This is a genomic window from Leptospira yasudae (genome assembly GCF_003545925.1).
GTDB classification, from domain to species: domain Bacteria; phylum Spirochaetota; class Leptospiria; order Leptospirales; family Leptospiraceae; genus Leptospira; species Leptospira yasudae.
Window position 1 is genome coordinate 134202 of the sequence record NZ_QHCU01000005.1, and the last position, 20799, is coordinate 155000.

20 protein-coding genes and 2 tRNA genes (1 of these 22 cut by a window edge) are annotated in these 20799 nt (G+C 45.9%); 9 read left to right on the forward strand and 13 right to left on the reverse strand.

Features of this window, described 5'->3' with window-relative positions; all coding sequences use genetic code 11:
- Positions 1 to 105: 105 nt before the first annotated feature.
- Positions 106 to 1818: a hypothetical protein gene (locus DLM76_RS14835; protein ID WP_118965692.1), complete on the reverse strand. Its 1713-nt coding sequence runs from the start codon at positions 1816 to 1818 to the stop codon at positions 106 to 108.
- A gap of 105 nt (positions 1819 to 1923) precedes the next feature.
- Here DLM76_RS14835 and DLM76_RS14840 point away from each other — a divergent pair, with 105 nt between their 5' ends.
- Positions 1924 to 3207 carry an EAL domain-containing protein gene (locus tag DLM76_RS14840; protein WP_118956752.1) on the forward strand — a complete coding sequence of 428 codons (1284 nt, stop codon included), beginning with the start codon at positions 1924 to 1926 and terminating at the stop codon, positions 3205 to 3207.
- 21 nt (positions 3208 to 3228) lie between these two features.
- Here the strand turns inward: DLM76_RS14840 and DLM76_RS14845 are convergent, their stop codons facing one another.
- Positions 3229 to 4392 carry a DUF1577 domain-containing protein gene (locus tag DLM76_RS14845; RefSeq protein ID WP_118956751.1) on the reverse strand — a complete coding sequence of 388 codons (1164 nt, stop codon included), beginning with the start codon at positions 4390 to 4392 and terminating at the stop codon, positions 3229 to 3231.
- A gap of 80 nt (positions 4393 to 4472) precedes the next feature.
- Between DLM76_RS14845 and guaB the strand changes: the two genes are divergently transcribed.
- Genes guaB through DLM76_RS14860 form a run of 3 tightly spaced genes read left to right on the forward strand, consistent with a single transcriptional unit; the run spans position 4473 to position 7497 of the window.
- Positions 4473 to 5999, forward strand: coding sequence for an IMP dehydrogenase (guaB, locus tag DLM76_RS14850; RefSeq protein WP_118956750.1), 1527 nt, complete (start codon positions 4473 to 4475; stop codon positions 5997 to 5999).
- 2 nt (positions 6000 to 6001) lie between these two features.
- Positions 6002 to 6790 carry an outer membrane lipoprotein-sorting protein gene (locus DLM76_RS14855; RefSeq protein ID WP_118965693.1) on the forward strand — a complete coding sequence of 263 codons (789 nt, stop codon included), beginning with the start codon at positions 6002 to 6004 and terminating at the stop codon, positions 6788 to 6790.
- A 17-nt stretch (positions 6791 to 6807) separates the two neighbouring features.
- Entirely contained in the window at positions 6808 to 7497 is a 690-nt protein-coding gene (locus DLM76_RS14860; protein ID WP_118965694.1) for a 16S rRNA (uracil(1498)-N(3))-methyltransferase, read from the forward strand.
- Here DLM76_RS14860 and DLM76_RS14865 read toward each other — a convergent pair.
- The gene (locus tag DLM76_RS14865) at positions 7487 to 7771 is read right to left on the reverse strand and encodes a hypothetical protein (protein ID WP_118965695.1); all 285 of its coding nucleotides are present in this window, start codon (positions 7769 to 7771) and stop codon (positions 7487 to 7489) included. The genes DLM76_RS14860 and DLM76_RS14865 overlap by 11 nt on opposite strands.
- A gap of 91 nt (positions 7772 to 7862) precedes the next feature.
- On the opposite strand from DLM76_RS14865, the gene thiS reads away from it, so the two are divergent.
- From thiS to DLM76_RS14885, 4 genes are all read left to right on the forward strand, one after another.
- Positions 7863 to 8063 (forward strand): sulfur carrier protein ThiS, encoded by a 201-nt coding sequence (gene thiS / locus DLM76_RS14870; protein WP_118956746.1) that lies wholly within the window; start codon positions 7863 to 7865, stop codon positions 8061 to 8063.
- Complete coding sequence (locus DLM76_RS14875; protein WP_118965696.1) at positions 8047 to 8706, forward strand: thiamine phosphate synthase; 660 nt, start codon at positions 8047 to 8049, stop codon at positions 8704 to 8706. The genes thiS and DLM76_RS14875 overlap by 17 nt, the downstream gene beginning before the upstream one ends.
- A gap of 44 nt (positions 8707 to 8750) precedes the next feature.
- On the forward strand, positions 8751 to 9584 hold the full coding sequence (locus DLM76_RS14880) for a WecB/TagA/CpsF family glycosyltransferase (protein ID WP_118965697.1): 834 nt from the start codon (positions 8751 to 8753) through the stop codon (positions 9582 to 9584).
- Positions 9585 to 9705: 121 nt separating this feature from the next.
- Positions 9706 to 10050, forward strand: coding sequence for a hypothetical protein (locus DLM76_RS14885; RefSeq protein WP_118965698.1), 345 nt, complete (start codon positions 9706 to 9708; stop codon positions 10048 to 10050).
- A gap of 23 nt (positions 10051 to 10073) precedes the next feature.
- On the opposite strand, the gene lysS is transcribed toward DLM76_RS14885, so the two are convergent.
- The 7 genes from lysS to DLM76_RS14920 all read right to left on the reverse strand — a co-directional run bounded on the left by lysS (position 10074) and on the right by DLM76_RS14920 (position 17516).
- Positions 10074 to 11570 carry a lysine--tRNA ligase gene (lysS, locus tag DLM76_RS14890; RefSeq protein ID WP_118965699.1) on the reverse strand — a complete coding sequence of 499 codons (1497 nt, stop codon included), beginning with the start codon at positions 11568 to 11570 and terminating at the stop codon, positions 10074 to 10076.
- Between the two features lie 7 nt (positions 11571 to 11577).
- Positions 11578 to 12228 (reverse strand): hypothetical protein, encoded by a 651-nt coding sequence (locus DLM76_RS14895; protein ID WP_118956741.1) that lies wholly within the window; start codon positions 12226 to 12228, stop codon positions 11578 to 11580.
- A gap of 112 nt (positions 12229 to 12340) precedes the next feature.
- Entirely contained in the window at positions 12341 to 14518 is a 2178-nt protein-coding gene (locus DLM76_RS14900) for a glycosyltransferase family 2 protein (protein ID WP_118965843.1), read from the reverse strand.
- Positions 14519 to 14660: 142 nt separating this feature from the next.
- Positions 14661 to 15575: a polysaccharide deacetylase family protein gene (locus DLM76_RS14905; RefSeq protein ID WP_118965700.1), complete on the reverse strand. Its 915-nt coding sequence runs from the start codon at positions 15573 to 15575 to the stop codon at positions 14661 to 14663.
- A gap of 18 nt (positions 15576 to 15593) precedes the next feature.
- Positions 15594 to 16103 carry a DUF1993 domain-containing protein gene (locus tag DLM76_RS14910; RefSeq protein ID WP_118965844.1) on the reverse strand — a complete coding sequence of 170 codons (510 nt, stop codon included), beginning with the start codon at positions 16101 to 16103 and terminating at the stop codon, positions 15594 to 15596.
- A gap of 603 nt (positions 16104 to 16706) precedes the next feature.
- Positions 16707 to 16789 (reverse strand) — tRNA-Leu (locus DLM76_RS14915).
- Positions 16790 to 16841: 52 nt separating this feature from the next.
- Complete coding sequence (locus DLM76_RS14920) at positions 16842 to 17516, reverse strand: CDP-alcohol phosphatidyltransferase family protein (RefSeq protein WP_118965701.1); 675 nt, start codon at positions 17514 to 17516, stop codon at positions 16842 to 16844.
- Positions 17517 to 17662: 146 nt separating this feature from the next.
- Between DLM76_RS14920 and DLM76_RS14925 the strand changes: the two genes are divergently transcribed.
- Positions 17663 to 17736 (forward strand) — tRNA-Asp (locus DLM76_RS14925).
- Positions 17737 to 17976: 240 nt separating this feature from the next.
- Here the strand turns inward: DLM76_RS14925 and fliG are convergent.
- The 3 genes in view from fliG to DLM76_RS14940 are tightly spaced (at most 20 nt apart) and all read right to left on the reverse strand, a layout consistent with a single transcriptional unit that may run on beyond the window.
- On the reverse strand, positions 17977 to 18996 hold the full coding sequence (fliG, locus tag DLM76_RS14930) for a flagellar motor switch protein FliG (RefSeq protein WP_118956738.1): 1020 nt from the start codon (positions 18994 to 18996) through the stop codon (positions 17977 to 17979).
- Between the two features lie 13 nt (positions 18997 to 19009).
- Positions 19010 to 20440 (reverse strand): dihydrolipoamide acetyltransferase family protein, encoded by a 1431-nt coding sequence (locus DLM76_RS14935; RefSeq protein ID WP_118965702.1) that lies wholly within the window; start codon positions 20438 to 20440, stop codon positions 19010 to 19012.
- A 20-nt stretch (positions 20441 to 20460) separates the two neighbouring features.
- Positions 20461 to 20799 carry the end of a pyruvate dehydrogenase complex E1 component subunit beta gene (locus DLM76_RS14940; RefSeq protein ID WP_118965703.1) on the reverse strand. It continues 636 nt past the right edge of the window, so only the last 339 of its 975 coding nucleotides appear in the window; the start codon falls outside the window, past its right edge; the stop codon is at positions 20461 to 20463.

Consider the following 20799-nt stretch of genomic DNA (forward strand, 5'->3'; position numbering starts at 1 on the left):
GTTTTGAGGTTCGTTTGAAACGAGAATAGTAGCAGGGTATTTGGCTCCCCGATTTTAGCAATCAAGATTCTCCCGACAAGAGATCCGTTCTTTTTTCGAAAAAACTTATCGATTTTTTCGAAACCATTCTTCCCGTTTCGGATCTTGTCCGTTTCGAAAATAATACGATTCGAATTCCGAAAATTTTTCCCTCCGCTTTGACACAGTGAGATTTAAATATTCGTATCTATAGGAATCTAAATACGACGGAAAATCAACGGCTTGGAACGAAGAAATTTTCAGCAGTTCGTTCATTACGCTAGATGAGTAAAATAAAATTCTCCAAGGAGCTGAAAAATCTCCCGTCGAAAATTCGTCGTATCCTTTTTTAATCGGAAGTCCGTTCGAGTAGAGCAAAATATGAACGCCTCTTTCTTGAAGATAATCAAGAGGCGCGGATTTTCCGTGGGCGATCCTCTTTCTGTCTTTGGATTCCATTCTCGCGATAACTGGATCGGTAAGTCCCGCTTCCGTTTCGATCGCAACGACCGGGTTTAAGTAATAGACCAAGATACATCCCGCTCCGGCGAAAGCGACGCGAACCTTCGAGTCCTCGAAATGTTTTCTCCAGGGAAGAAGCCGATCTCTCACGCGTTCGGTCGTTTCCCGTTTGTAAATTTGATTTTCGTCCATGATCCCGTCGATGATCGGGAATGCGGAACCTTTGTAGAGATCCCATCTCAATCCAAGTAGAATCGGAATTGCGCAAAGGATGATAAGAACCAGCTTCTCCTTTTTCGGAAAATGATCGAGAACGAATTGAATTTCTTGTTCGGTCCAAACAAAAACTAAGGGAAGGATCGGAAGATAAAACCGGGAAAACATAAAGTCTCCTCCGATCCATGTATAATATCCGGCGTATAAAATCGGAAAACATGCGAGTAGAATCCAACGGAGATTGCGGTTTGCAATGGGTTTCGACGCTTGCTCGCGAAACGTCCGAACAAAAGAAAAAAGTGAAAACAGAGCGATCGGAACCATCGCATAATACATTTTCAAAAACATCCAGAGATACAAAACTCCTTGCGATAGGTAAGCGCTTCCTCCCGATTTGGCATAAAACGTATTGGGAAGTAGATTTCCATAATATTCCAATTTCCAAATATAGAAAAAAATGGGAGAGGCGTAAAGAAATAGAAGAAAAGCGGATTCGAAACGCAATAACCTTGATTTTAAACCGACCTGTTTCTCTTGTAGCTCCTGGAAGAAGCGGAGTGCAACGTAAATTCCCGCAAGTGCGTGAAACAAAAGCCCGTCGGGACGATTGAGACAGCTCAAAACGGAAAGTCCGATTCCGAGAATCGTTCTATAAGAAATGATTCTTTGAGAGTGTATCAAATGATAAGAAGATGCTATAAATATAAATCCGTGGAGAGATGTTTCCAACCCTCCCGTTGCAAAAACCCGGTTGTGGTGCAGAAATACATAGCAGGAAAGCGCGAATGGAATCGGAAGATTGTCTTTTGAAATTCTCCTCGAAAAAAGAAGAAGATAAATGCAGGTTCCCAAAAAGGATGCGATTCCGAAACAGTACGTCGCGTCTACGGGATGAATCCATTCTTTCCAATGAAACGGAATCAAAAGAACGGTCCAAAGAAAGTTCGTATAACCTTCCACGTATTCTCCCTCGTTAAAAACGAGCCCTTTGCCGTCCGCAAAATTCTTCGCATAACGCAGGCTAATGAAAGCATCGTCTCCAATCCAACGCATCTGATACGCAGAGATGACACCGAATAAAATCAGCAGAATGCTAAAAATGAAATACAAATTGCGTTTCAAAGTCGCATTCCTCTTTCGGTAAGTAATGGAACAATTCGCGTTCGTTTTTTTACGTTGTGCGGAATTTCCTTGTAGGATTGAGACAGTCCAAAAACGTGTAACTGAATGATTAAGCCTTCCGGCACGTTTCCGAAAACGAGATCAGAATGGGATATTTGGTTCCAGGCTGGGGAGATCATTCCTTTTTTTCAACCGATCCTTTCCGTGGAAAGGGATTCCATTTTCGGTTATGAAACCTTGGGAAGGTTCCGGGATCAATCCGGAAAAATTCATTCTCTTGGTCCCTTTTTTTTGGATGCGGAGTCGGATGTACTCGATCATACTGAGCGAAAGGAAATTTATCATCTCAAACGAGAAATAGACCGCGACCTCCGCAGAAAAGCCATCCTTCATCTTTTAAAGAATCAAGATCGATTTCCGGACGCGAAACTTTTCCTCAATATTTCTCCCGCGTATATGAGAGATCATATCGAAGAGGAGGAAGAGGATCCTTACACGATTCGTCTCGTAAAAGAATTAGGGCTCCATCCTTCCAAGATCGTGATTGAAATCGTGGAGGAACATTTCGACGGAAGCATTGAATCGCTTCGTCCCTTGATTTCTCGTTATAAGGCGGAAGGGTTTTTGGTCGCGATCGACGATCTCGGTTCCCGTTCCTCCAACTTGGATCGGATCGGAATCTTTCATCCCGATATTCTCAAGGTCGATCTGCAGATGCTGCGGCATTCGGTCACGTCCCGCAACTTTCAGGAAATTCTTTTTACGATTTCTCGTCTTTCGGAATCGCTGGGCTGTTCCTTGTTGTTCGAAGGGATCGAAAACGAAGCGGAACTCTTCCAATCCCTCACATACGGCGCGCGTTTTTTACAGGGATTTTATTTTGCGGAAGCTTTGCCCGAGATGATCGGACAGGAAGAATTGAAACTTCGCTTTTCCACCTTACACGAACTCTTTCTGAATCACAAGCGTCAACAGCTCATTCGAAGAATCAAACGCGAGAACGAATTGGAGGAGAAGCTCGATCTTTCGGGAATTCTCGTAAACTCGGAGGAAGAATCCTGTTCGATTCAGATTCAAAATCCTTCCGTTCTCAGCGACTTTGTGTTTCGAATTTACGTCACAAGCCCGACCGGAAGTCAGCTTTCCCCCAACTATATGCGGATAGGCGAGGTTTCGATGGATATCGATCCTTCGTTTGTGGGAAGAAATTGGAGTTGGAGACCGTATTTCCTAGAACAATTCTATAAGTCGATGAAGGATTCTCGGGCGGAATGGATCATCAGCAATCCGTATTACGATATCAGCTACGAGATTCTACTCGTAACCTACAGTAAAAAGCTTCCGGACGGAAACGTTCTTTTTGTGGACGTGCAAGTTCCTGAATATTAGAAAATCTGAAATTTCGGCGTTTTACGGCTGGGCCTGATTCGCTTCCGCGAGAAGGCGGTTGACGTTGTCGATGTATTTCTTTCTTTCACCGGGTCTGGAGGAGTTTCCTTCGATCGAAAGTCCGACGTAAAGGTTACCCTCGCCATCCTTGGTGACGGAACGAATGACTCCGAACGCCGTAAGAGGGGCCTGCATCTTAAAAAAGATATCGAACGTGAATCCTGCTCTTTTGGTGAGATCGTGATTCAAATCGGGGTGATTGATTTTTACCTTCAAACCTCCCGTGGAAATATTTACGATCGGAAATCTTTCCTTCACGAGAACCGTGTTCGATTCACGGATTCGATCCACCATTTCGAACGTAAGCGTTTTGATTTCCATCACCTCGAGAATGTCGATTTCTCTGGTACGGTTTTGTGCGTGAACGAACCCGATGGGGATGGCTTGTTCTTCGTGGTTGAGATAGATGACGGGAACGATGAGTTCGGATTTGATTTTCTGGTTTGCGTATTCGATGATCCGTTTGCGAACGTCTTCCTCGTCTCCAAGCTCGGAAGCGTAGTCGATAAAACCTTCCTGATCAAAGGCCGCATAACTTTCTTCCTTTTGAGTGTTCGCGATAAAAAGAATCTTACGCGTCTTTTTAACGAGATCGAACTTATCTCCGATCGTGCGGAATACGTCGATTTTCAAAAAATCGTATTTGGATTTCAGTTTTGTTTCGTAATCGGCGAAGTTCACTTTCACCGAAGTGGGAATGTTGAACAGATTCGCGTCGATCGTTGTTTTGCTCGTGCGGATGTTCGTGATCCAGACTGTTCCTTCGGGAGGAGCAATTCGGTTTAAACTTCTTTCCTTGCTCGCGATCGAAATATCGGAAACGGAAAGAATCAATTGGTTGTTCGGTTTTTCATCCAGAACTTCGCATTCCAGCTCCACGTATTTCGCAAGAAGTTTAGTAAGAGTGACTTGGCTGTTCAAAGGAAACGCGTTCGGGGTCTGCGTTTGAATGAGAATTTTCGTAGCGTCTTTGGAGACCTGCAGAATTTTAACGATCTGCTTTAGACCGCCCCTGGCTTGCGCAACGATGTCTGTTTTTACGAGAAATTTGGAAATGATGTGAAACTTTTTCGCAGGATCGGAAATCGTTTCCTTATCTCTTTTTTTTCTTTGAATGGTTTCCATAGTTTTTCAAAGCGAAGGAGGGGAAATTCTCTTGATCTCAGCTCTCTGTTTACCTTTTATGTACTAGGTAAGGAATAAGAATGTCAAACCAAACTTACCGCGACTCCGAATATTTAGACGGACTATCCGGAGACGAACTTTTCAGTCTTCAGATCGGCCTAACTTACAGAGATTTTCTCGTCCTCCCTGGATTTATCGACTTCCATCCCTCCGAAGTTGAGCTTGAAACCAGACTGACTCGAAATATAAAACTGAAGAGACCATTTATAAGTTCACCGATGGACACGGTGACCGAATCCCAGATGGCAATCGCACAAGCTTTGATGGGTGGAATCGGAATCATTCATTACAACAATACGATCGAAGAACAGGTCGCGCTCGTGGAAAAGGTAAAACGTTTCGAAAACGGTTTTATCACCGATCCCGTAATTCTCGGACCCAAGAACGTCATTCGTGATCTGGATTGGATCAAAGAACACAAAGGATTTACCGGAATCCCGGTAACCGAAGACGGGACCCGTAATTCTAAGCTTGTTGGAATCGTAACCAACAGAGATATCGATTTTGAAAAGAATCGCGAGATCACTTTGGATAAAGTGATGACCACGAACATCATCACCGGGAAAGCGGGCATCACTTTACAAGAAGCAAACGACATCATTAAGAAATCTAAGATCGGAAAATTGCCGATTGTGGATTCTAATGGAAAGTTGGTGTCACTTGTAAGTCGTTCCGACTTAAAGAAGAACAAAGAATTTCCGGACGCCTCCAAGGACGAACGCAAACGACTTCGCTGCGGAGCGGCTGTTTCTACGTTGCTCGAATCCAGAGACAGAGTCGCAGCGCTTTACGAAGCGGGTGTGGACGTAATCATCATCGATTCTGCGCAAGGGAATTCCCACTATCAAATCGAGATGATTCAATTTATCAAAAAAGAATTCAAGAATCTCGACGTCGTCGCAGGGAACGTGGTAACTCGCGGACAAGCGGAGAATTTGATCCGCGCCGGAGCGGACGGGCTTCGAATCGGAATGGGACCTGGTTCCATCTGTATCACGCAGGATACGATGGCGGTCGGAAGAGCTCAAGCGACAGCGGTTTTCCAAACGGCAAAACACGCAGCCAAATACGACGTTCCTGTCATCGCCGACGGAGGAATTTCCAATATCGGCGATATCGCGAATTCTCTCGCGATCGGAGCTTCCACTTGTATGATGGGATTTATGTTCGCGGGAACCACCGAAGCTCCCGGAGAGTATTTTTATGAGAATGGAATTCGTCTCAAGAAATACAGAGGAATGGCATCCATCGAAGCGATGAAAGCGGGCGGGGACAAACGTTACTTCAACGAAGGTCAAAAGGTAAAAGTGGCTCAAGGAGTCAGCGGATCGGTTGTTGATAGAGGGTCGATCCTGAATTTCATTCCCTATCTTTCTCAGGGTCTTCGTTTATCGTTTCAAGACATGGGATACCAATCGATTCCGGACATTCACAAGGCATTGAGAGAAGGAAAACTCCGTTTTGAAAGAAGATCCGAGTCCGCACAGGCTCAAGGTTCCGTTCACGGATTGTATTCTTTCAGCGCCCCGACGATGAGGGCAGAGTAAGTTTGATTCGGATTCTTGCGATTACGGTAGGTTTCCTCGCGCTGACTTTTTTCAGCGGAGAAACAAACCCGCAAGGATCCAACAACTCGATCCGAGTCGCACAAGAACTGGTCGCAAGGCTCGATCAAGCTCTCCTCAAATCCAATCAGGGATTGATCAAGGCCAATCTAATTCTCATCCGAAGAAGCGGCGAGACATGGAGTTGGGACGTAAGCATTTTTCGAAAGGAAGAAGACACACTTTATCTGTTTGAAAGCCGAGGTCGAGGACTGGAATATAAGATTTTGGTCAAGGACGAAGGCGAACAGATCTACGCGTTCAACGCGCTTTCCAAAAAGATTTTCCGAAAAGTCGACGAGGAAAAATACGAATCGCATTTGGCGACCGGATTCAGTTTTATCGATCTTTCCGGAGTCTCGTATCAGGCGAACTACAACCCCATCGTTCAAAGCGATTTGAAAACCGCGGATCATTCCTTCAAACGGGTTTCTTTGAAACCCATCATTCCGTATTTTTATTCCAAGCTGATTTTACTTTTGGATTCGGATTCGTTACGGCCGACCCGACTCGACTTTCACGACCGGGACGGTGTATTGTTCAAAACGATGAACATCAAATACGGACCTCTGAAGGTGAAACAAAATCAGAAATTCGTCAAGGAAGAACACGCAAACCGATTGGAAATGCTCGATCTGAACACGGGTTCCATCAGCGTATTAGAATATACTGAAATAGACAAGGAAGTCAAACCCGATCCTTCCTTGTTCGATCTCGCAAACCTGAACCGATAGATAGGAAGAATTCTCCGTTGGAAGAATCGATTCTTTTCAGAAGAGACTGGACCGGGGACGAAACGTTCGCACTCGATCGGGACGAAATCTCCCATCTCAAAGCTCTTCGTATTTTTTCGGAAGACAAGATTCTCCGTGTTTTAAACGGCATCGGAAGCGAATGGATCTACGAAACGAAGGCGAATTCTTCCCGAGGAACCTTGAAGGAAACGAAACTCCATCCGCGAACGGAATCGATTTCCGGAATCGCAACCGCGATTCCTAAGGGAAACCGCTTGGAATGGCTTTTGCAGAAAGGGACCGAACTCGGATTGACGCATTTTTACTTTCTCAACTTCGAACAATCCGATCGAAAGGATTTTAATCTCAAACGCGCGGAGAAGATCGCGGAAGAAGCAGCCGCTCAGTCCAAACGGATCTTCTTACCGGAAATCTACGCTCCGGTTTCCCTGAAGGAGTTCCTACATTCTCAAAAGGACGCGGAACATTCTTTGTATCAATTCGATCCGAGGGGAGAAGCGGGGCTGCAACCGGAGTTTTTTCGAAATTCGATCTGGATCATCGGACCGGAAGGCGGGTTTCGGGAAAAAGAAAAAAGTCTATTCAAAGAAAGGAATGTGATCGGAGTTAAGGCGGGAGATTCGATTTTAAGAATCGAGACCGCCGGAATTTTTGCGGCCTCGCTCTTCCGCTATTTTACTTATTGAGAGAACTGTATTGCAGATACAGGGTTAATACGTTGCAGTTCGTCGAACACGAGCTTGTGCAGGTATTGAGCGATTGCAAGTTAGTCGTCGTTACGGTATTGCCGTAGGTCGCGGCACAACCCGCATTGCAGGATTCGATGGTTCCGCCCGGACCGCAAGCGAGGATATAATTGAAAATTGCTTTGTCGGTCGTTTCGTCTTTTCGGGAATTGCATCCTACAAAAACTGTGGAAAGTAAAAGAAGAGAAATCAAGATCGAAAATAATTTCTTCATAAATGTATGATCCTCTACCTCGGAATTTCGCGTAAATCAAAAAAGATTGGACATGTTAAGATTCCAAAGCCAAACTTTCTAGGATTACTCTATGAAAGTTAACGGAAAACCTCTTTCCCTTTCCGAACTCGAAAAACCGAGAATTTCATCCTTATTAGAATATTTGAAACTTAGACCGGAAATGGTTGCCATACAGAGAAACGGTAACATTCTCAAACGAGAATTTTGGAACGAAACCGCTTTGGAAGACGGCGATCAAGTGGAGATTTTAAGATTTGTCGGCGGAGGCTAAGACTTCTTCCTGGCCGGCGCCGGGAATTTACCCGATCCTTGACCGGGATTTTTGCAATAAAAGAAACCTGGATTTCTTTGCACTTCCCGAACTTTGGTTGGAAGTTCAGGATCTTGTGCCCTTTGTTCAGATCCGAGCCAAAGGGGTTTCCGACTCGATCTTAGAATCGATCGTAAAGAAGCTGCAGGATCGTTATCCTACCGTCCCTTGGATTCTGAACGACTATTGGAAACAGGCGAGGGACTGGAATTGTTTCGGCGCTCATGTCGGAAAAGAAGACTATGAGGCTTTGAACGAAGAAGAGAAAAAAAGTCTCTCGGAATCCAAACTCTATTTAGGAACCTCGTCTCATACGTTGGAAGAAATCAAGGCCCTGGATTCTTCCCTTTGGAATTATACCGGGCTCGGACCGATCTTTCCGACCGACAACAAGGACGACGCGAAGACGGCCGTCGGGACAATGGATTTGAGAAGAATCGCAAACGAGGCCCCGTTGCCCGTAACGTTGATCGGAGGGATTCAGGTGGGAAATCTGGACCGAATCTTAGCGGAAGGTTCGTTTCTCCTTTCGAGCATTTCCATGGCTTGTCTGGAGAAGGAATTTCGAGCCGCGGTGAAGAAAATACGGGAGCAAATTCGGTAAGTTTCAATTGACTCTGAACTTATGTCGTATAGGATGCCTTTAGGATGAAAAAGCCGGGTGAAATCATACATCTTTCCGCAAAGGACGATCGGGATTATCTCTTAGATTATCAGGTCATTCAGACGGAAACATTAGGGAAAACGGATATTCTCGGGGTTCCCTTTGATAACGTGACCCAGGACGAGTCCGTCGCCAAGATCTATCGACTCTTGGAGGAAAAGGAAAAGTTTCATCACATTCTTTTTTTGGATCCGATCAAAATCATGTCGGTTCGAAAGGGAAAAAAACTGCATCGAATCACGGAAAAGGCTACGATGATCCTCGCGGAAGGCGCGGGACTTCAGTGGGCGGCCTCTCGTCTCGGAAAAGATCTTAAAGAAAGAATTTCTCCGATCGCCTTGATGATGGACTTGGTCCGTCTTTGTGAACTTAGAAATTATTCCATCTTCATGCTCGGCGGAAAAGAAGACGTGATTGAAAAGGTGTACTTCACGCTTTCACGACATTTTCCGGGAGTGAGAATCGTCGGTCGTCACGCGGGTTACATGAACCCTCAACGCGAACTGATGGTAAAGGAATCCATCCGTAAAACGAGTCCGAATATTATCTTTCTTGCAATGGATTTTCCCGAACAGGAAATCTGGATCGAAAACAACACTGCGTTCTTCGGTCATTCCGTGATCATAGGAGTGAGCGGTTCTTTGGATATTCTTTCCGGCAAGGTGAGAAAGGCGCCTAACTTCTTTAAACTCAGAGGTTTGATTTGGCTCTGGAGACTTTTGAGTAAACCTTGGAGACTCTTCCGTCTTTTTAGAATGTTTCAATTCTTTACGGTTGTTTTCTTTAAATCCCTCTTTAGAAAAAAACCGAAGACCTAAATCTTTCTTTTTTTGTTTGTCGGGAAAATATTCCAAAAGAGTATATGTTTTTTCCTGAATATACCTACGTCTCGCTTAAAAAAGAATTGAAAACGCTTTTTGAACCAATGAAAGTTTCGGTATGACCGAACTGCCGTTCTTAACTCTCTTTCTTACCGTTTTGCTGGGTTTCGGGTCCTTATTCGGATTTCTTCATCTGATCTGGAAACAGCTTTCTTACAACTTGGAGGAATTCAAAAAAGAAACGAAAGCGGATCAACAAAACTTGCGTCTTGAATTTAAGGAAGATTTAAAGCACATGGAATTGCGTTTGAGAGCTGTGGAGTCTCGTTTGGTAAAAACGATTTCCGCCCTCAGTGATCGGATCGATCGTATCGACAGCCGAATCGATTCTTTAATCGAAATGTTCACGATCCGATGGGGAGATTCGGAAACCTCTAAAAAGAGAAGGAGACTCCAAGGATAATCGTATCCTGGGAAGACCGGAGTTTATTCCGGTCTCATCAAAGGAAAGAGAATGGTATCTCGGATCGAATGGGAGTTCGTCAATAACATCACCAAACGATCGATTCCGATTCCGAGTCCGCCCGTAGGAGGCATTCCATACTCCAACGCACGGATATAATCCTCGTCCATCATAAACGCTTCGTCGTCGCCGGCTTCTCTTTGTTTTACTTGATCCTCGAATCGTTCTTTTTGATCGAACGGATCATTTAACTCCGTAAACGCGTTTCCGATTTCTCTTCCCGCTACGTACGGTTCGAAACGTTCCACATAATCGGGTTTATCCGGATTGGATTTTGCAAGAGGAGAGAGTTCTTTCGGATAATCGGTGATAAACACCGGCTGAATCAAATTCGGTTCCGCCTTGTCGGAAAAGACTTCATCCGCTACTTTCCAGATCGTATTGCACTTGGAAACGTCCACTTTCAATTCCGAAGCTTTTTTCTTCGCTTCTTCCAAAGAGGTGATTTGGCTAAAATCGATTCCGCTGTATTCCTTGATGATGTCCACATATGTAACTCTTCTCCAAGGAGGAGAAAGATCGATCAGATCCTTACCGTACTGGATCTTTAAGGTTCCGCAGATTTTTTGCGCGAGATGAGTGATAAGCCGCTCCGTCAGATCGAGCATCGTGCTCATGTCCCCGAAAGCCATGTACGCTTCCATCATCGTAAATTCAGGATTGTGTTTCGTGGAAATTCCTTCGTTCCGAAAGTTGCGGTTCAATTCGAAAACGCGGTCCATACCGCCGACGATCAAACGTTTGAGATAGAGTTCCGGGGCGATTCTTAAAAACAACTGCATGTCGAGCGTGTTATGATGCGTAACGAACGGTCTTGCCGCCGCGCCGCCCGCAATCGGCTGCATCATCGGGGTTTCTACTTCGAGAAATCCCTCGTTGGTAAGGAAACTTCTGATTTCGGAAACGATTCTGCTTCTCGTAACGAACGTATCCCGAACGTGATCGTTCACGACGAGATCCACGTAACGCATTCTGTATCTTTGTTCCACGTCGGCGAAGGCGTCGTATACGACCCCGTCCTTTTCTTTTACGACCGGAAGAGGGCGGATGCACTTCGCGAGAAGCTCGACCGAAGTGATGTGCAGAGTGATTTCTCCCTTTTGCGTCGTAAAAAGATATCCTTCGAGTCCGATGATATCGCCGAGATCGAGCGACTTAAAGATGGAATAAGAGGCTTCTCCGAGATCGTCCCGGGTCGCGTAGAGTTGTATGATTCCCGTGCTGTCTTTTAGATGCGCGAAACTCGCTTTTCCCATCACTCGTTTGGAATGAAGCCTTCCGCCTAACTTGAATTTGGTTTCGGGTCCGGTCGGAGTTTTTTCAAATCGTTCGATGATGTCCTTCGATTTTGAATCCGGATAAAAACGGACCGGATACGGATTGATCCCTTGTTTCTTTAATTCTTCGATTTTTTGAATTCTTTGCTGAATGAGCTCGTTGGATTCTTTTGCGTCTAACATGCGGATCTTATTTTCCTGGAAGTATTTGATATAACGTTTTTGCTAAATTCACGAATACGATTTCGAATCCTTCTTCCGTTAAGAACCAGTTGCCGAGTCCGATCTTATCCGAAAGGGGAACAACGTGGATCTTTAAACCCGCGGGCCCTAAGACGGATTCGTATGTCTTTTGCTGAAACGCGGATTCGAATCGTTTGGAAAGAAGGAGAATTGTTTTCAATTGTCGATCGAGACAGATCTTCAAAAGGGACTTCGAAAAATTCTTCGCACCCGCCGGATAGGGTTCGAGTTTGTAGATCAGAATTTTGGATTCATCCACTCCAAGCGAAACCAAAGAACTTTGGATATCCGCGGTCAAATCCTGAGGAATTCCCAAGTGGGAGTTTACGGTTGCGGGAGAATACAGAACGATCAGAATCCCCGCGTATCCTTTTTTAAAACCGTCGGCAGCGTTTTTGAGAATGTCTCTGGGAATCGTCTCTTTGGCTTCGAGAACGAGCGCGTCGCTTTTGGGAAAGGGGCGATCTTGGATCAAAAATAAGGGACTTAAAAAAATGAATCCGAGTCCGAGGATCAAACAAAGAAAAAATCCGGAAAAGAATAACCGTGCTTTGTACAAAACTTCCTGTACGGATACCGGTCCTGGATTTGCAGACATATAGAACGAGAGTTTTTCCCAGGAACCAAATTACAAGAGGAATTTACGCCGGAACCTTGCAAGTTCCTTCGATGCGGTGCGGTCGATCCGTCGTTTACGAAACGACTTTCGTTTAAGAAGAGATAGGATCTTTTTCCGAAGATTCGCCGGTATAAATCATCGCGCCTTCGGGATCGATCGCCACTCTCTTTTCGACGAGATGAGCGACCGTTTCCACGATCTCCGGTTGTTTGGACATGGAGAGAAGAATGTCTTCCCAACAAGATTTGAGTCCGATGAATTTTACGATCGCATATCCTAAAAGAATCGCGTTTCCTAAATTGTACATCGAATAAACCCAGTTTCTGTGGATGAAGTTCGTAACGAACCCGAACAACAACTGCGCCAAAAGAGAATATTCGGCGATCACGTAAAGAGCGGGCATCGCGGTTCTTCCGATGACTTTCGGAGTTCTGCTGAACGGAATCTGTTTTCCGGTGATCGCTTGGTTGATCGACATGAAAACCCCGGCTAAGTTTACGGGAATTAAAAGAAGGTTCAGCGCATACACACGGAATACGTCGCTCCATTTGTATTCCATTTCGACGAGATCCATTCCGTATAAAAAGAAATACGGAAGGGAAGAAACCGCGATCCAGTAGGTTTCGATTCCTTCTCCCAGCGGAGTTCCCATAAGAATGACAAGACCGATGTTCACCGCGGCGATCGATCCGAGATAATGAACTCGGAAGAACGCTTCCGCGAATTTCGCGAATCGCCAAGGCCATTGAAACACGTGACGCAGAAGTTTCGGAAGAATGATGAGTCCGCCGTTGGCCCATCTTCTTCTTTGAATCAAAAGAGAACCGAAATCGGGAGGAGTCGCGCTGTAGGCGAGCCGTTCCGGATAATTGTAAAGATTCCAGTTCACATCCAAAAGATCGATGCTCGATTCCGTGTCTTCGATGACGGTATTGTCTTGAATGTATTTGCTGATCGTATAACCGCGTTCTTTGGTTACGGTTTTGATATCGAGAAGGGCTTTGTAGCGAAGCATAGCGTTTGCGCCGACCCAAAACGTAGCACGCCAATGAGTAAACCCTTGGTGAATCTGAAATTGAATGTCGGTCGTCGCGCCCGCCATTCTTTCCAATAAGTTCGGCGCTCCCGGAAAGGAACTATACGGAGTTTGAGCCACCGCGATTCTTTCCATGGAAGGAGAAGCCAAAACGTTTGCCAATTTTAGAATATAGTCCGGTAAAAGAACGCTGTCCGCATCCAACGTAATCAACAGATCGGCCGCGGGAATTTCAAAGGAGAATTGTTTTCCGTGAGCTTCTTCCAGAAGAACTCCGTGCGATTCTTCCCGTTCTTTCCATTTTTTTCCCATGAGATCGATGTAGCTGTTCAAGTTCATCGCCTTATTGGGAAGATGAGAAAGATTCAGATACTTCTTTCTTTCGAACGTGGAAAATTGAACGGAGAATAAGGACGACAGACGGTTGTATTCTCGTTCGATTCTTTCCGAATCGGCCCCACCCCGGTTCCAAAGTTCCCGCAGTTCGGACGCTCTTTCGGAATGAAGGTTGGACCATTCTTGGAAGAAACGTTCCTTCATAAAACGGCGCGTATGCTCCGGCAGATCTTTTTTGACGGAAGAATCGTCGTACGCATCGATGCGTTCTTGGAACCAATAGGAAGCGTTCTCATAGAGTTGAACGAGCCTTTCGGTTTCTTTGAGGACTTTGAATTTGTGCGAACGTTTTCGGTCTAAATATTCTTTTCTTGCGTGAAGAAAAGGAGAAGCCGCATCGTTGAATTCTTTTTGAAGGACACGAGGAAGTTCGCGCATCTTTTGAAGCGCTTCGAAATCCTCATAACGTTTCGGCTGAGGAGGATCGTCGATTAACAATACGACTCTTCGATTCGGATAATCCTGGAGGGCCGCGGAAAGAAGGGTTTCACGAACGATATCCAATTCCTCTTTGTAAGAAGGAACTAAAACTGCGAGCGCGGGAGAATTCTCCGCATAGATTTGTTCCAATGTTTCCCGTTCCGGCGGAGAATGAAGCAAAAGTCTTTTGAAATAACCGAGCCTCGTAAATTGATAAACGAAGTTTCCGTAGGTTAAGAGGACGATGATGATCGTAAAGGCGATTTGACCGATGGCGGCAAAGGGTCTGTGATCGAGCAATTGATGCCAGAAGACGCGAACCATCTCGATGCTCGCAAACGTACACGCGAGAATCGTCAGAAAAAGAAAGAGTCTTGTAATCCAGATCTGGTCCCGGTAATACCGGCTGTTTTTCAAATGCTTGGATTCCACGGAAGAAGCTGGATCGTTTCTCATTAAAAGTTACTAAACTTACAATAACAAAACGACGCTTCCCCGAAGAAATCATAATATTCTCCGGAGAAGAAAAATTTATTTTGGAAGCTAAATTTAGAGAATTCTAATAAGAATAGGGAGAATGTCCCTGCGTTGGTCGTTGCCCTTTTTGACACACGATGTATCGGGGATTTTCCAATTGTTCAATAAAGGATGCAAGCTCGCATTTTCCATCGATAAAAACCCGTTTGATCCGCAAGGGATTGTCGCCCGGCAGATTGGTTCCTTCTTCGGTTGTTAAGATTGCCTTGTAACCGGCCTTCAATGCTAATTTTATCAGCTTTTCGTTGAACCAACCGCAAGGCCAGGCAAGAAAATCAACGGGAACTCCTAACTTCCTTTCCAAAATGTTTTTGGATTCTTTGAGTTCGAATAGGGCTTCTTTGTCTCCTTTACCGGGAACTTTCCCGTCTACCCAAGTAACGAGGTTATCTTTCGGGTTCCAGGGATGACTGTAGGTATGAGAACCGATTTCGAACTTTGGATTCTTGGCGAGCGCTTGGATTTCGGACCATTCCATATACTCTCCGTTCCCGATTCCCTTCGGTCCCGCGATGATCCAAAAGGAAGCAGGAAACGAATAACGTTCCAGAATCGGGACCGCGTTGAGCACGTTTTTCCAGCCGTCGTCGAAGTTCAAGACGATCGAACGATCGGGAAGTTTCTTCCCGTTACGCATATAGGCAAGAAGGTCCTTCATTGTAATCGGATTGTAACCTTCGGCGTGAAGATAGTGCATCTGTTCTTCGAAGCGTTCCAAAGAAATCACGGTTTCTCCGTATTCTTTTTGTGTGTCGGTTACGATCTCGTGATAGATCAGAACCGGAATTCCCTTCGGGTTGGCGGTCGCGGAGGCCGCAGCTGTTTGCGGTTCGTGAGTGCGCGCGGAAGAAGCGGGAGAATTACAAGTTTGGAATGGTACCCAGAAGATTCCGAACCAAAGAATCGGCACTCGAAACAAGAAATCGATTTGTTTCAAAAGATCTTCTCCTTTCGTTTAGGCGCTTTTCAACGGCATATCACCGAGGTAATTTTTCTTTCCGATGTCGACGCCGTTGTGGCGCAGGATGGAATAGGCGGTCGTTATATGAAAATAGAAGTTCGGGATCGCGTGTTGAATCGCAAACTCCCGACCAGTAAGATATTTTCCATCCCAGCGCGGATGAAAGATCTTGCGTTCGTTCGATTCGGAGAAGTTTTTTTCCGTAAACGTTGAAAGATAGTCTAACGTGGATTGGATTCTTTCTTGAAGTTCTGCGAGAGTTTTTTCCTGATCGTCGTGCTTGGGAGCTTCTTTTCCGGTTAGACGGGAAGCACATAATTTTGCCGTATCGCAGGCTGTTTGGATTTGTTTGATCAAGTGAAACTGATCGGGCGCTAATCTCGAATTTAAAAGAACCTGCACGTCGAATTTTTTGGATTCGGAGTAGGCCGCTCCTTGATTCAGGATGGAGTTTAAGTTTTTCAACATTTTGGAAAACTGGAGAATTGTAATTTCATAAAGCATGATGTTGCCTTTGGCTCTGTGGAGTTTTCTCATTTTTTTGCGCGGGCTTTTGCGGAGATAGGCTTTTTTGAAATGGAGCTGCGGGGTTGATCTTGAGCGTTCGTCGTACCTCCGACAAAAGGAAGAAGGAAAATTGTTGTGGATGAAGTCGGGGAGTTGTGATAAAGGGATCTTTCCCACCACCCGCAGGCGATCCGGAAGGGCAACGGAACTTTCTGGTCCCCCCACCCAAACACAAGGGCGGGGAGAAATTTGTATTACGGCCGGTTGTACCTGCGACAAAACAAGCGGCAATTGCACGAGTGTCACGCAGTTCTCTTTGGAGTTTGGATTCCGATAAAGAATCCGTTGCATTCTGAATTCGATTTGTTGGATTTTAAAAAGAGGAAGGATTCTTGCTCGAGAGGGGACTCGCCGTTACGCAGCGCCGCATCCTATGGCGCTTGGCTCCACGGCGTCTCGAACTTTCCTCACCACATCCTGTGGTTCGGTCGCGTTCATTACGCTTCCTACGGGGCGCTATGAACGCTTTCAAGTTCTCGCTTCGAGTCCCCAAATTTTGCCGTCGTTGATTTGTTGGATTTTAAAAAGAGGAAGGATTCTTGCTCGAGAGGGGACTCGAACCCCTACACCTAAACGGCACAAGCACCTCAAGCTTGCGTGTCTACCAATTCCACCACCCGAGCGGGTTGCAATGACAGAATGCGGGAAGAGCCTTGGGCGTCAAGGAACTTACGGTCAAACCAGTTCGTATTTCTTTCGAGTCTTTTTGTCCTCGGGATCGATTTGAATCTTCTCCGGATGAAAAACGATATTCCAGTAACGCTTCGAGTAGGCGAAGATTCCCGCGCAAAGAATCGCGACCAATACGTAACCGGAAATTTCGGGATGTTTGAGAATGCTTTCGCCCGGAATTCTAAATTCGATCAATGGAATGCACATATACCAGAGGACGGCGATCGCAACGAGTCCGACTCCGAATTTTCCCCACCAATTCGGCTTTCCCTGAATTCCTCGTTTGAGGTAGAGAAAACTGCCGAGCCAAATTCCTAAAATTTCGCGGATAATATAAGCGATGAGAATCCAAAGGGGAAACCGAAAGTAATGAACGATGACCGAAAGTCCTCCGACCGTCACGATCTTATCGCAGACCGGATCTAAGTATCTCCCGAGAACCGATTCTTGATGAAGAAGTCTCGCGAGAAAGCCGTCCAGATAGTCGGTAAGAACCGCCAAAAGACAAGTGAGTATAGCATAGAAAAGGAATTCGGTCTTTTCCGGCGAGGTCATATAAGTTTTTGTGAAAGTGATGAAAAACGGTAAAAGAAAAACTCGGCTGACGGAAAGAAAGTTGGAAACGGTGAAGATCCTGTCTTCCAAAAGTTCCTTCGGTTTTTTTTCCTGAACGATCATCTTCGGTAGAGTTCCAATATTTTTAAGGGAAGAATTCTGTATTCCAGTAAATGAAAGAATTGATTTTCGGAACAGAATTTTTCGAAGTAATTTGAACGAAATCGATTGACCGGAGAAGTTCCTTTGAAAAAGTATCTAAGGAACAAGGAGCTGTAGCTCAGCTGGTTAGAGTGCCTGCCTGTCACGCAGGATGTCGCGGGTTCGAGTCCCGTCAGCTCCGGATTCTTTCTCACTTCAAACTTAATCTTCAACGAACACAAAATTGAACTCGAAGCTTTCGAGCGAGAGCGTTTCGTGCTTTCGTAAAAAGCACTAAACGCGATGCGAATCCATGGATGGATGAGCACGCGAGGAAGACGCCGTGATAGATTCTGACCCATAGGGAAGAATCTGCTGAGTTTTTGCTGCAGGAAGCAAAACTGCGTAACGGCGAGTCCCGTCAGCTCCGGGTTTTCTCCCCTTAAATGTATTCTTCCCCGTCTTTTTTCACGAAGATAGTTCCTTCTTCTTCCAACTCGCGAACCAAATTCAAAATACTATTTCTTGCGTCGTTGATCTCGCGTAAGGTGAGTTTTCCGCGAATGTCCATCATATCCATGATTTCCGCGGCTCGGTTGCGGGACATCGCGTTCAAGAAATGATTTCTGAGTTCGTCACCGGCGCCGCGTAAGGCGACACTGAGGCATTCGTCGTCGCTCAAACGATTGATGAGAATCCGCATTTCTTTCTGATCCAAGCCGAGAACGTCTTCAAAGGTATATAACTTCTCTTTGACTTGTTTTGCAAGTTCGGGAGAATTCGCTTCCAACTCTTTGAGAATATTCTCTTCCTGAGACTTGTCCATGTGGTTGAGAATGTTCGCAAGGGCTTCCGCGCCGCCTGCTTCGCTGTACTCGGAACGATCCCTTTGTTCGTATTTCTTCTTGAGAACCCTTGCGATTTCTTTGATGGCGTCGGGATGTGTCTTGGTCGTGTTCGCCAAACGATAAGCGACGCTGGCCTGTAATTCTCCGGGAAAGAATTTCAAAATATCAGCCGCTTTTTTCGGGCTCATGAATGCGAGAGTTACGGCGACCGTCTGCGGAGATTCGTGTTGGAGTAAGCTGGCAAGAACTCCCGGTTCGGCTTCGCTCAAAAAGGAAAAATCATCTTCGATGTCTTTGCGGGAAAGTTTACCGAGAATATTCTCCGCTTTTTCTCTTCCCAAGGATTGTTGCAGAATTTCACGGGCTGCGTCCATACCGCCCTTGATTTCACCTTCTCCGGGAAGAACCGAATTCTTGAATTCCAAAAGAACGTCTTCTTTTTCCTTTTTGGAGATCGTTTTGATCTGAGCCATTTCCAAAATGATCTCTTCGATCATCGAGTCGTCGAGTTTGGATAAAACCTTGGCTGCGTCTTCTTTGTTTAAAGAGAGAAGGAGGAGTGCCGATTTTCTGATTTTTTCTTTTCGAGCCGCGGACGCTGATTCTTTTTCCACAAAAATAAAATCCTTAGCCTGTAAGCAGGCGAAGGGGATGTTCTATAAAATCACGGAAGATCGAAAGAAATCTCGCTCCCGTCGCTCCGTCGATCACTCTGTGATCGCAGGAAAGAGTGACGTTCAGAATTTTTCCGGGAACGATGCTTCCAGCCTTGAGAACCGGTTTTTCAACGAGCGCTCCCACCGCAAGGATGGCGGCTTCGGGTTCGTTGATGACCGCGGTGAAGGAAGAAATTCCATACATTCCGAGGTTGGAAACGGTAAACGTTCCGTCCGTGTATTCCCCCGGTTTGAGTTTTCTGTCTCTTGCACGGGAAGCAAGTTCTTTTATTTCACCGCTGATTGCAAGAACGGTTTTCTGATCCGCGTTGCGGATATACGGAGTGATCAAACCTCCTTCGATCGAAACCGCGACTCCCACGTCGATTCTTCCATGCTGGAGAATATGATCCTCTCTCCAGGAAGAATTGACTTCGGGAACTTGCAATAAACTGAATGCACAAGCCTTGAGAATGAGATCGTTGACGCTGACTTTTTCGTGACCCTCGAGCCCTAAATCTTTGTTGAAGGAATTTCTAAGATCGCTGATCGGGTCGGCGTCCAATTCCATCGTGAGATAAAAATGAGGGATCGTCGAAGTCGAATGCGCGAGTCTGGAAGCGATCGTCTTGCGCATTCCGGTGATTTCGAGTTTGCGGTCTTGTCGCTTAACAAAAGAACCTTGTTTGCCTCCACCGGATTCCTGATACGAAAGAATGTCGCGTTTGATGATTCTTCCTCCGGGACCGGAGCCGATCACTTCACCGAGATCCACTCCTTTTTGAATCGCGAGATTTTTTGCCAAAGGAGAAGCCTTGATCGGACGTCCGGCGCGCGCCGATCGAACGGGAGAAGGTTCCGATTCTTCCGAAACGAACGAAGAAGACGATTTGAATCCGGAAGATCGTTCTTCGTTTGCTGTTATTCCGTTGTTTTCGGCGCTTTGCGAAAGAGAAACGTTCGTTTTCGTTTCGAGATTCTTTCCCGCGCTCGATGTTGTGGAAGAGGATGAAGTTCCGCTTTGCGCTTGTGCGGAAGAAGTCGGTGTTGTTGCGGACGAGGAGCCTGGTGCAGAGTTCTGAGTTTGGCTGGGCCCAGCCGAACCTTCTTTTTTTGCAGGAATGGATTTCTTTGCGGTTTCGACTAACGCGGAAACGTCTTCGCCCGATTTTCCGATGATCGCGACCGGAGCGCCGACGGGAAGGAGAGAACCTTCCGGCGCGAGGACTTCCAGAAGAACTCCGGTTTCAAACGCTTCCATTTCCATCACGGCTTTGTCCGTTTCGACTTCCGCGATGATTTCTCCGGGCGAAACCGCGTCTCCTTTTTGTTTGAGCCAACGGACGATCTTTCCTTCGGACATCGTTGGACTGAGCTGTGTCATCTCTGCAATTTTAGCCATTTTGAATCTTCCTTGCTCCGTTATTCGAGCATCTCCCGAACCTTGGCGATGATTTTCTCTTCGCTCGGAAGAGAGGCCTTTTCCAAATTCGCGGCATACGGCATCGGAACGTCTTCTTGCGTGATTCGTTCCACGGGCGCGTCCAGATCGTCGAAAGAATTCTTCTGAATGAGATAGGCGACCTGCGATCCGAAACCGGCGACTTCCCAGCCTTCTTCCACGATCAAGGCTCGGTTCGTTTTGCGAACGGAAGCGTAGATCGCTTCCTCGTCCAAAGGACGGATGGAACGAAGATCCAAAACTTCCACGGAAATTCCTTCCTGTGCGAGTCGTTCGGCGGCAGGCAAAACGTATTGCAG

Coding starts and splice junctions, on each gene's coding strand:
- DLM76_RS14840 (WP_118956752.1), top strand. CDS start 1,924: ATGATTAAGCCTTCCGGCACGTTTCCGAAAACGAGATCAGAATGGGAT.
- DLM76_RS14845 (WP_118956751.1), bottom strand. CDS start 4,392: ATGGAAACCATTCAAAGAAAAAAAAGAGATAAGGAAACGATTTCCGAT.
- guaB (WP_118956750.1), top strand. CDS start 4,473: ATGTCAAACCAAACTTACCGCGACTCCGAATATTTAGACGGACTATCC.
- DLM76_RS14865 (WP_118965695.1), bottom strand. CDS start 7,771: ATGAAGAAATTATTTTCGATCTTGATTTCTCTTCTTTTACTTTCCACA.
- thiS (WP_118956746.1), top strand. CDS start 7,863: ATGAAAGTTAACGGAAAACCTCTTTCCCTTTCCGAACTCGAAAAACCG.
- DLM76_RS14880 (WP_118965697.1), top strand. CDS start 8,751: ATGAAAAAGCCGGGTGAAATCATACATCTTTCCGCAAAGGACGATCGG.
- DLM76_RS14885 (WP_118965698.1), top strand. CDS start 9,706: ATGACCGAACTGCCGTTCTTAACTCTCTTTCTTACCGTTTTGCTGGGT.
- lysS (WP_118965699.1), bottom strand. CDS start 11,570: ATGTTAGACGCAAAAGAATCCAACGAGCTCATTCAGCAAAGAATTCAA.
- DLM76_RS14895 (WP_118956741.1), bottom strand. CDS start 12,228: ATGTCTGCAAATCCAGGACCGGTATCCGTACAGGAAGTTTTGTACAAA.
- DLM76_RS14910 (WP_118965844.1), bottom strand. CDS start 16,103: ATGCTTTATGAAATTACAATTCTCCAGTTTTCCAAAATGTTGAAAAAC.
- DLM76_RS14920 (WP_118965701.1), bottom strand. CDS start 17,516: ATGATCGTTCAGGAAAAAAAACCGAAGGAACTTTTGGAAGACAGGATC.
- DLM76_RS14935 (WP_118965702.1), bottom strand. CDS start 20,440: ATGGCTAAAATTGCAGAGATGACACAGCTCAGTCCAACGATGTCCGAA.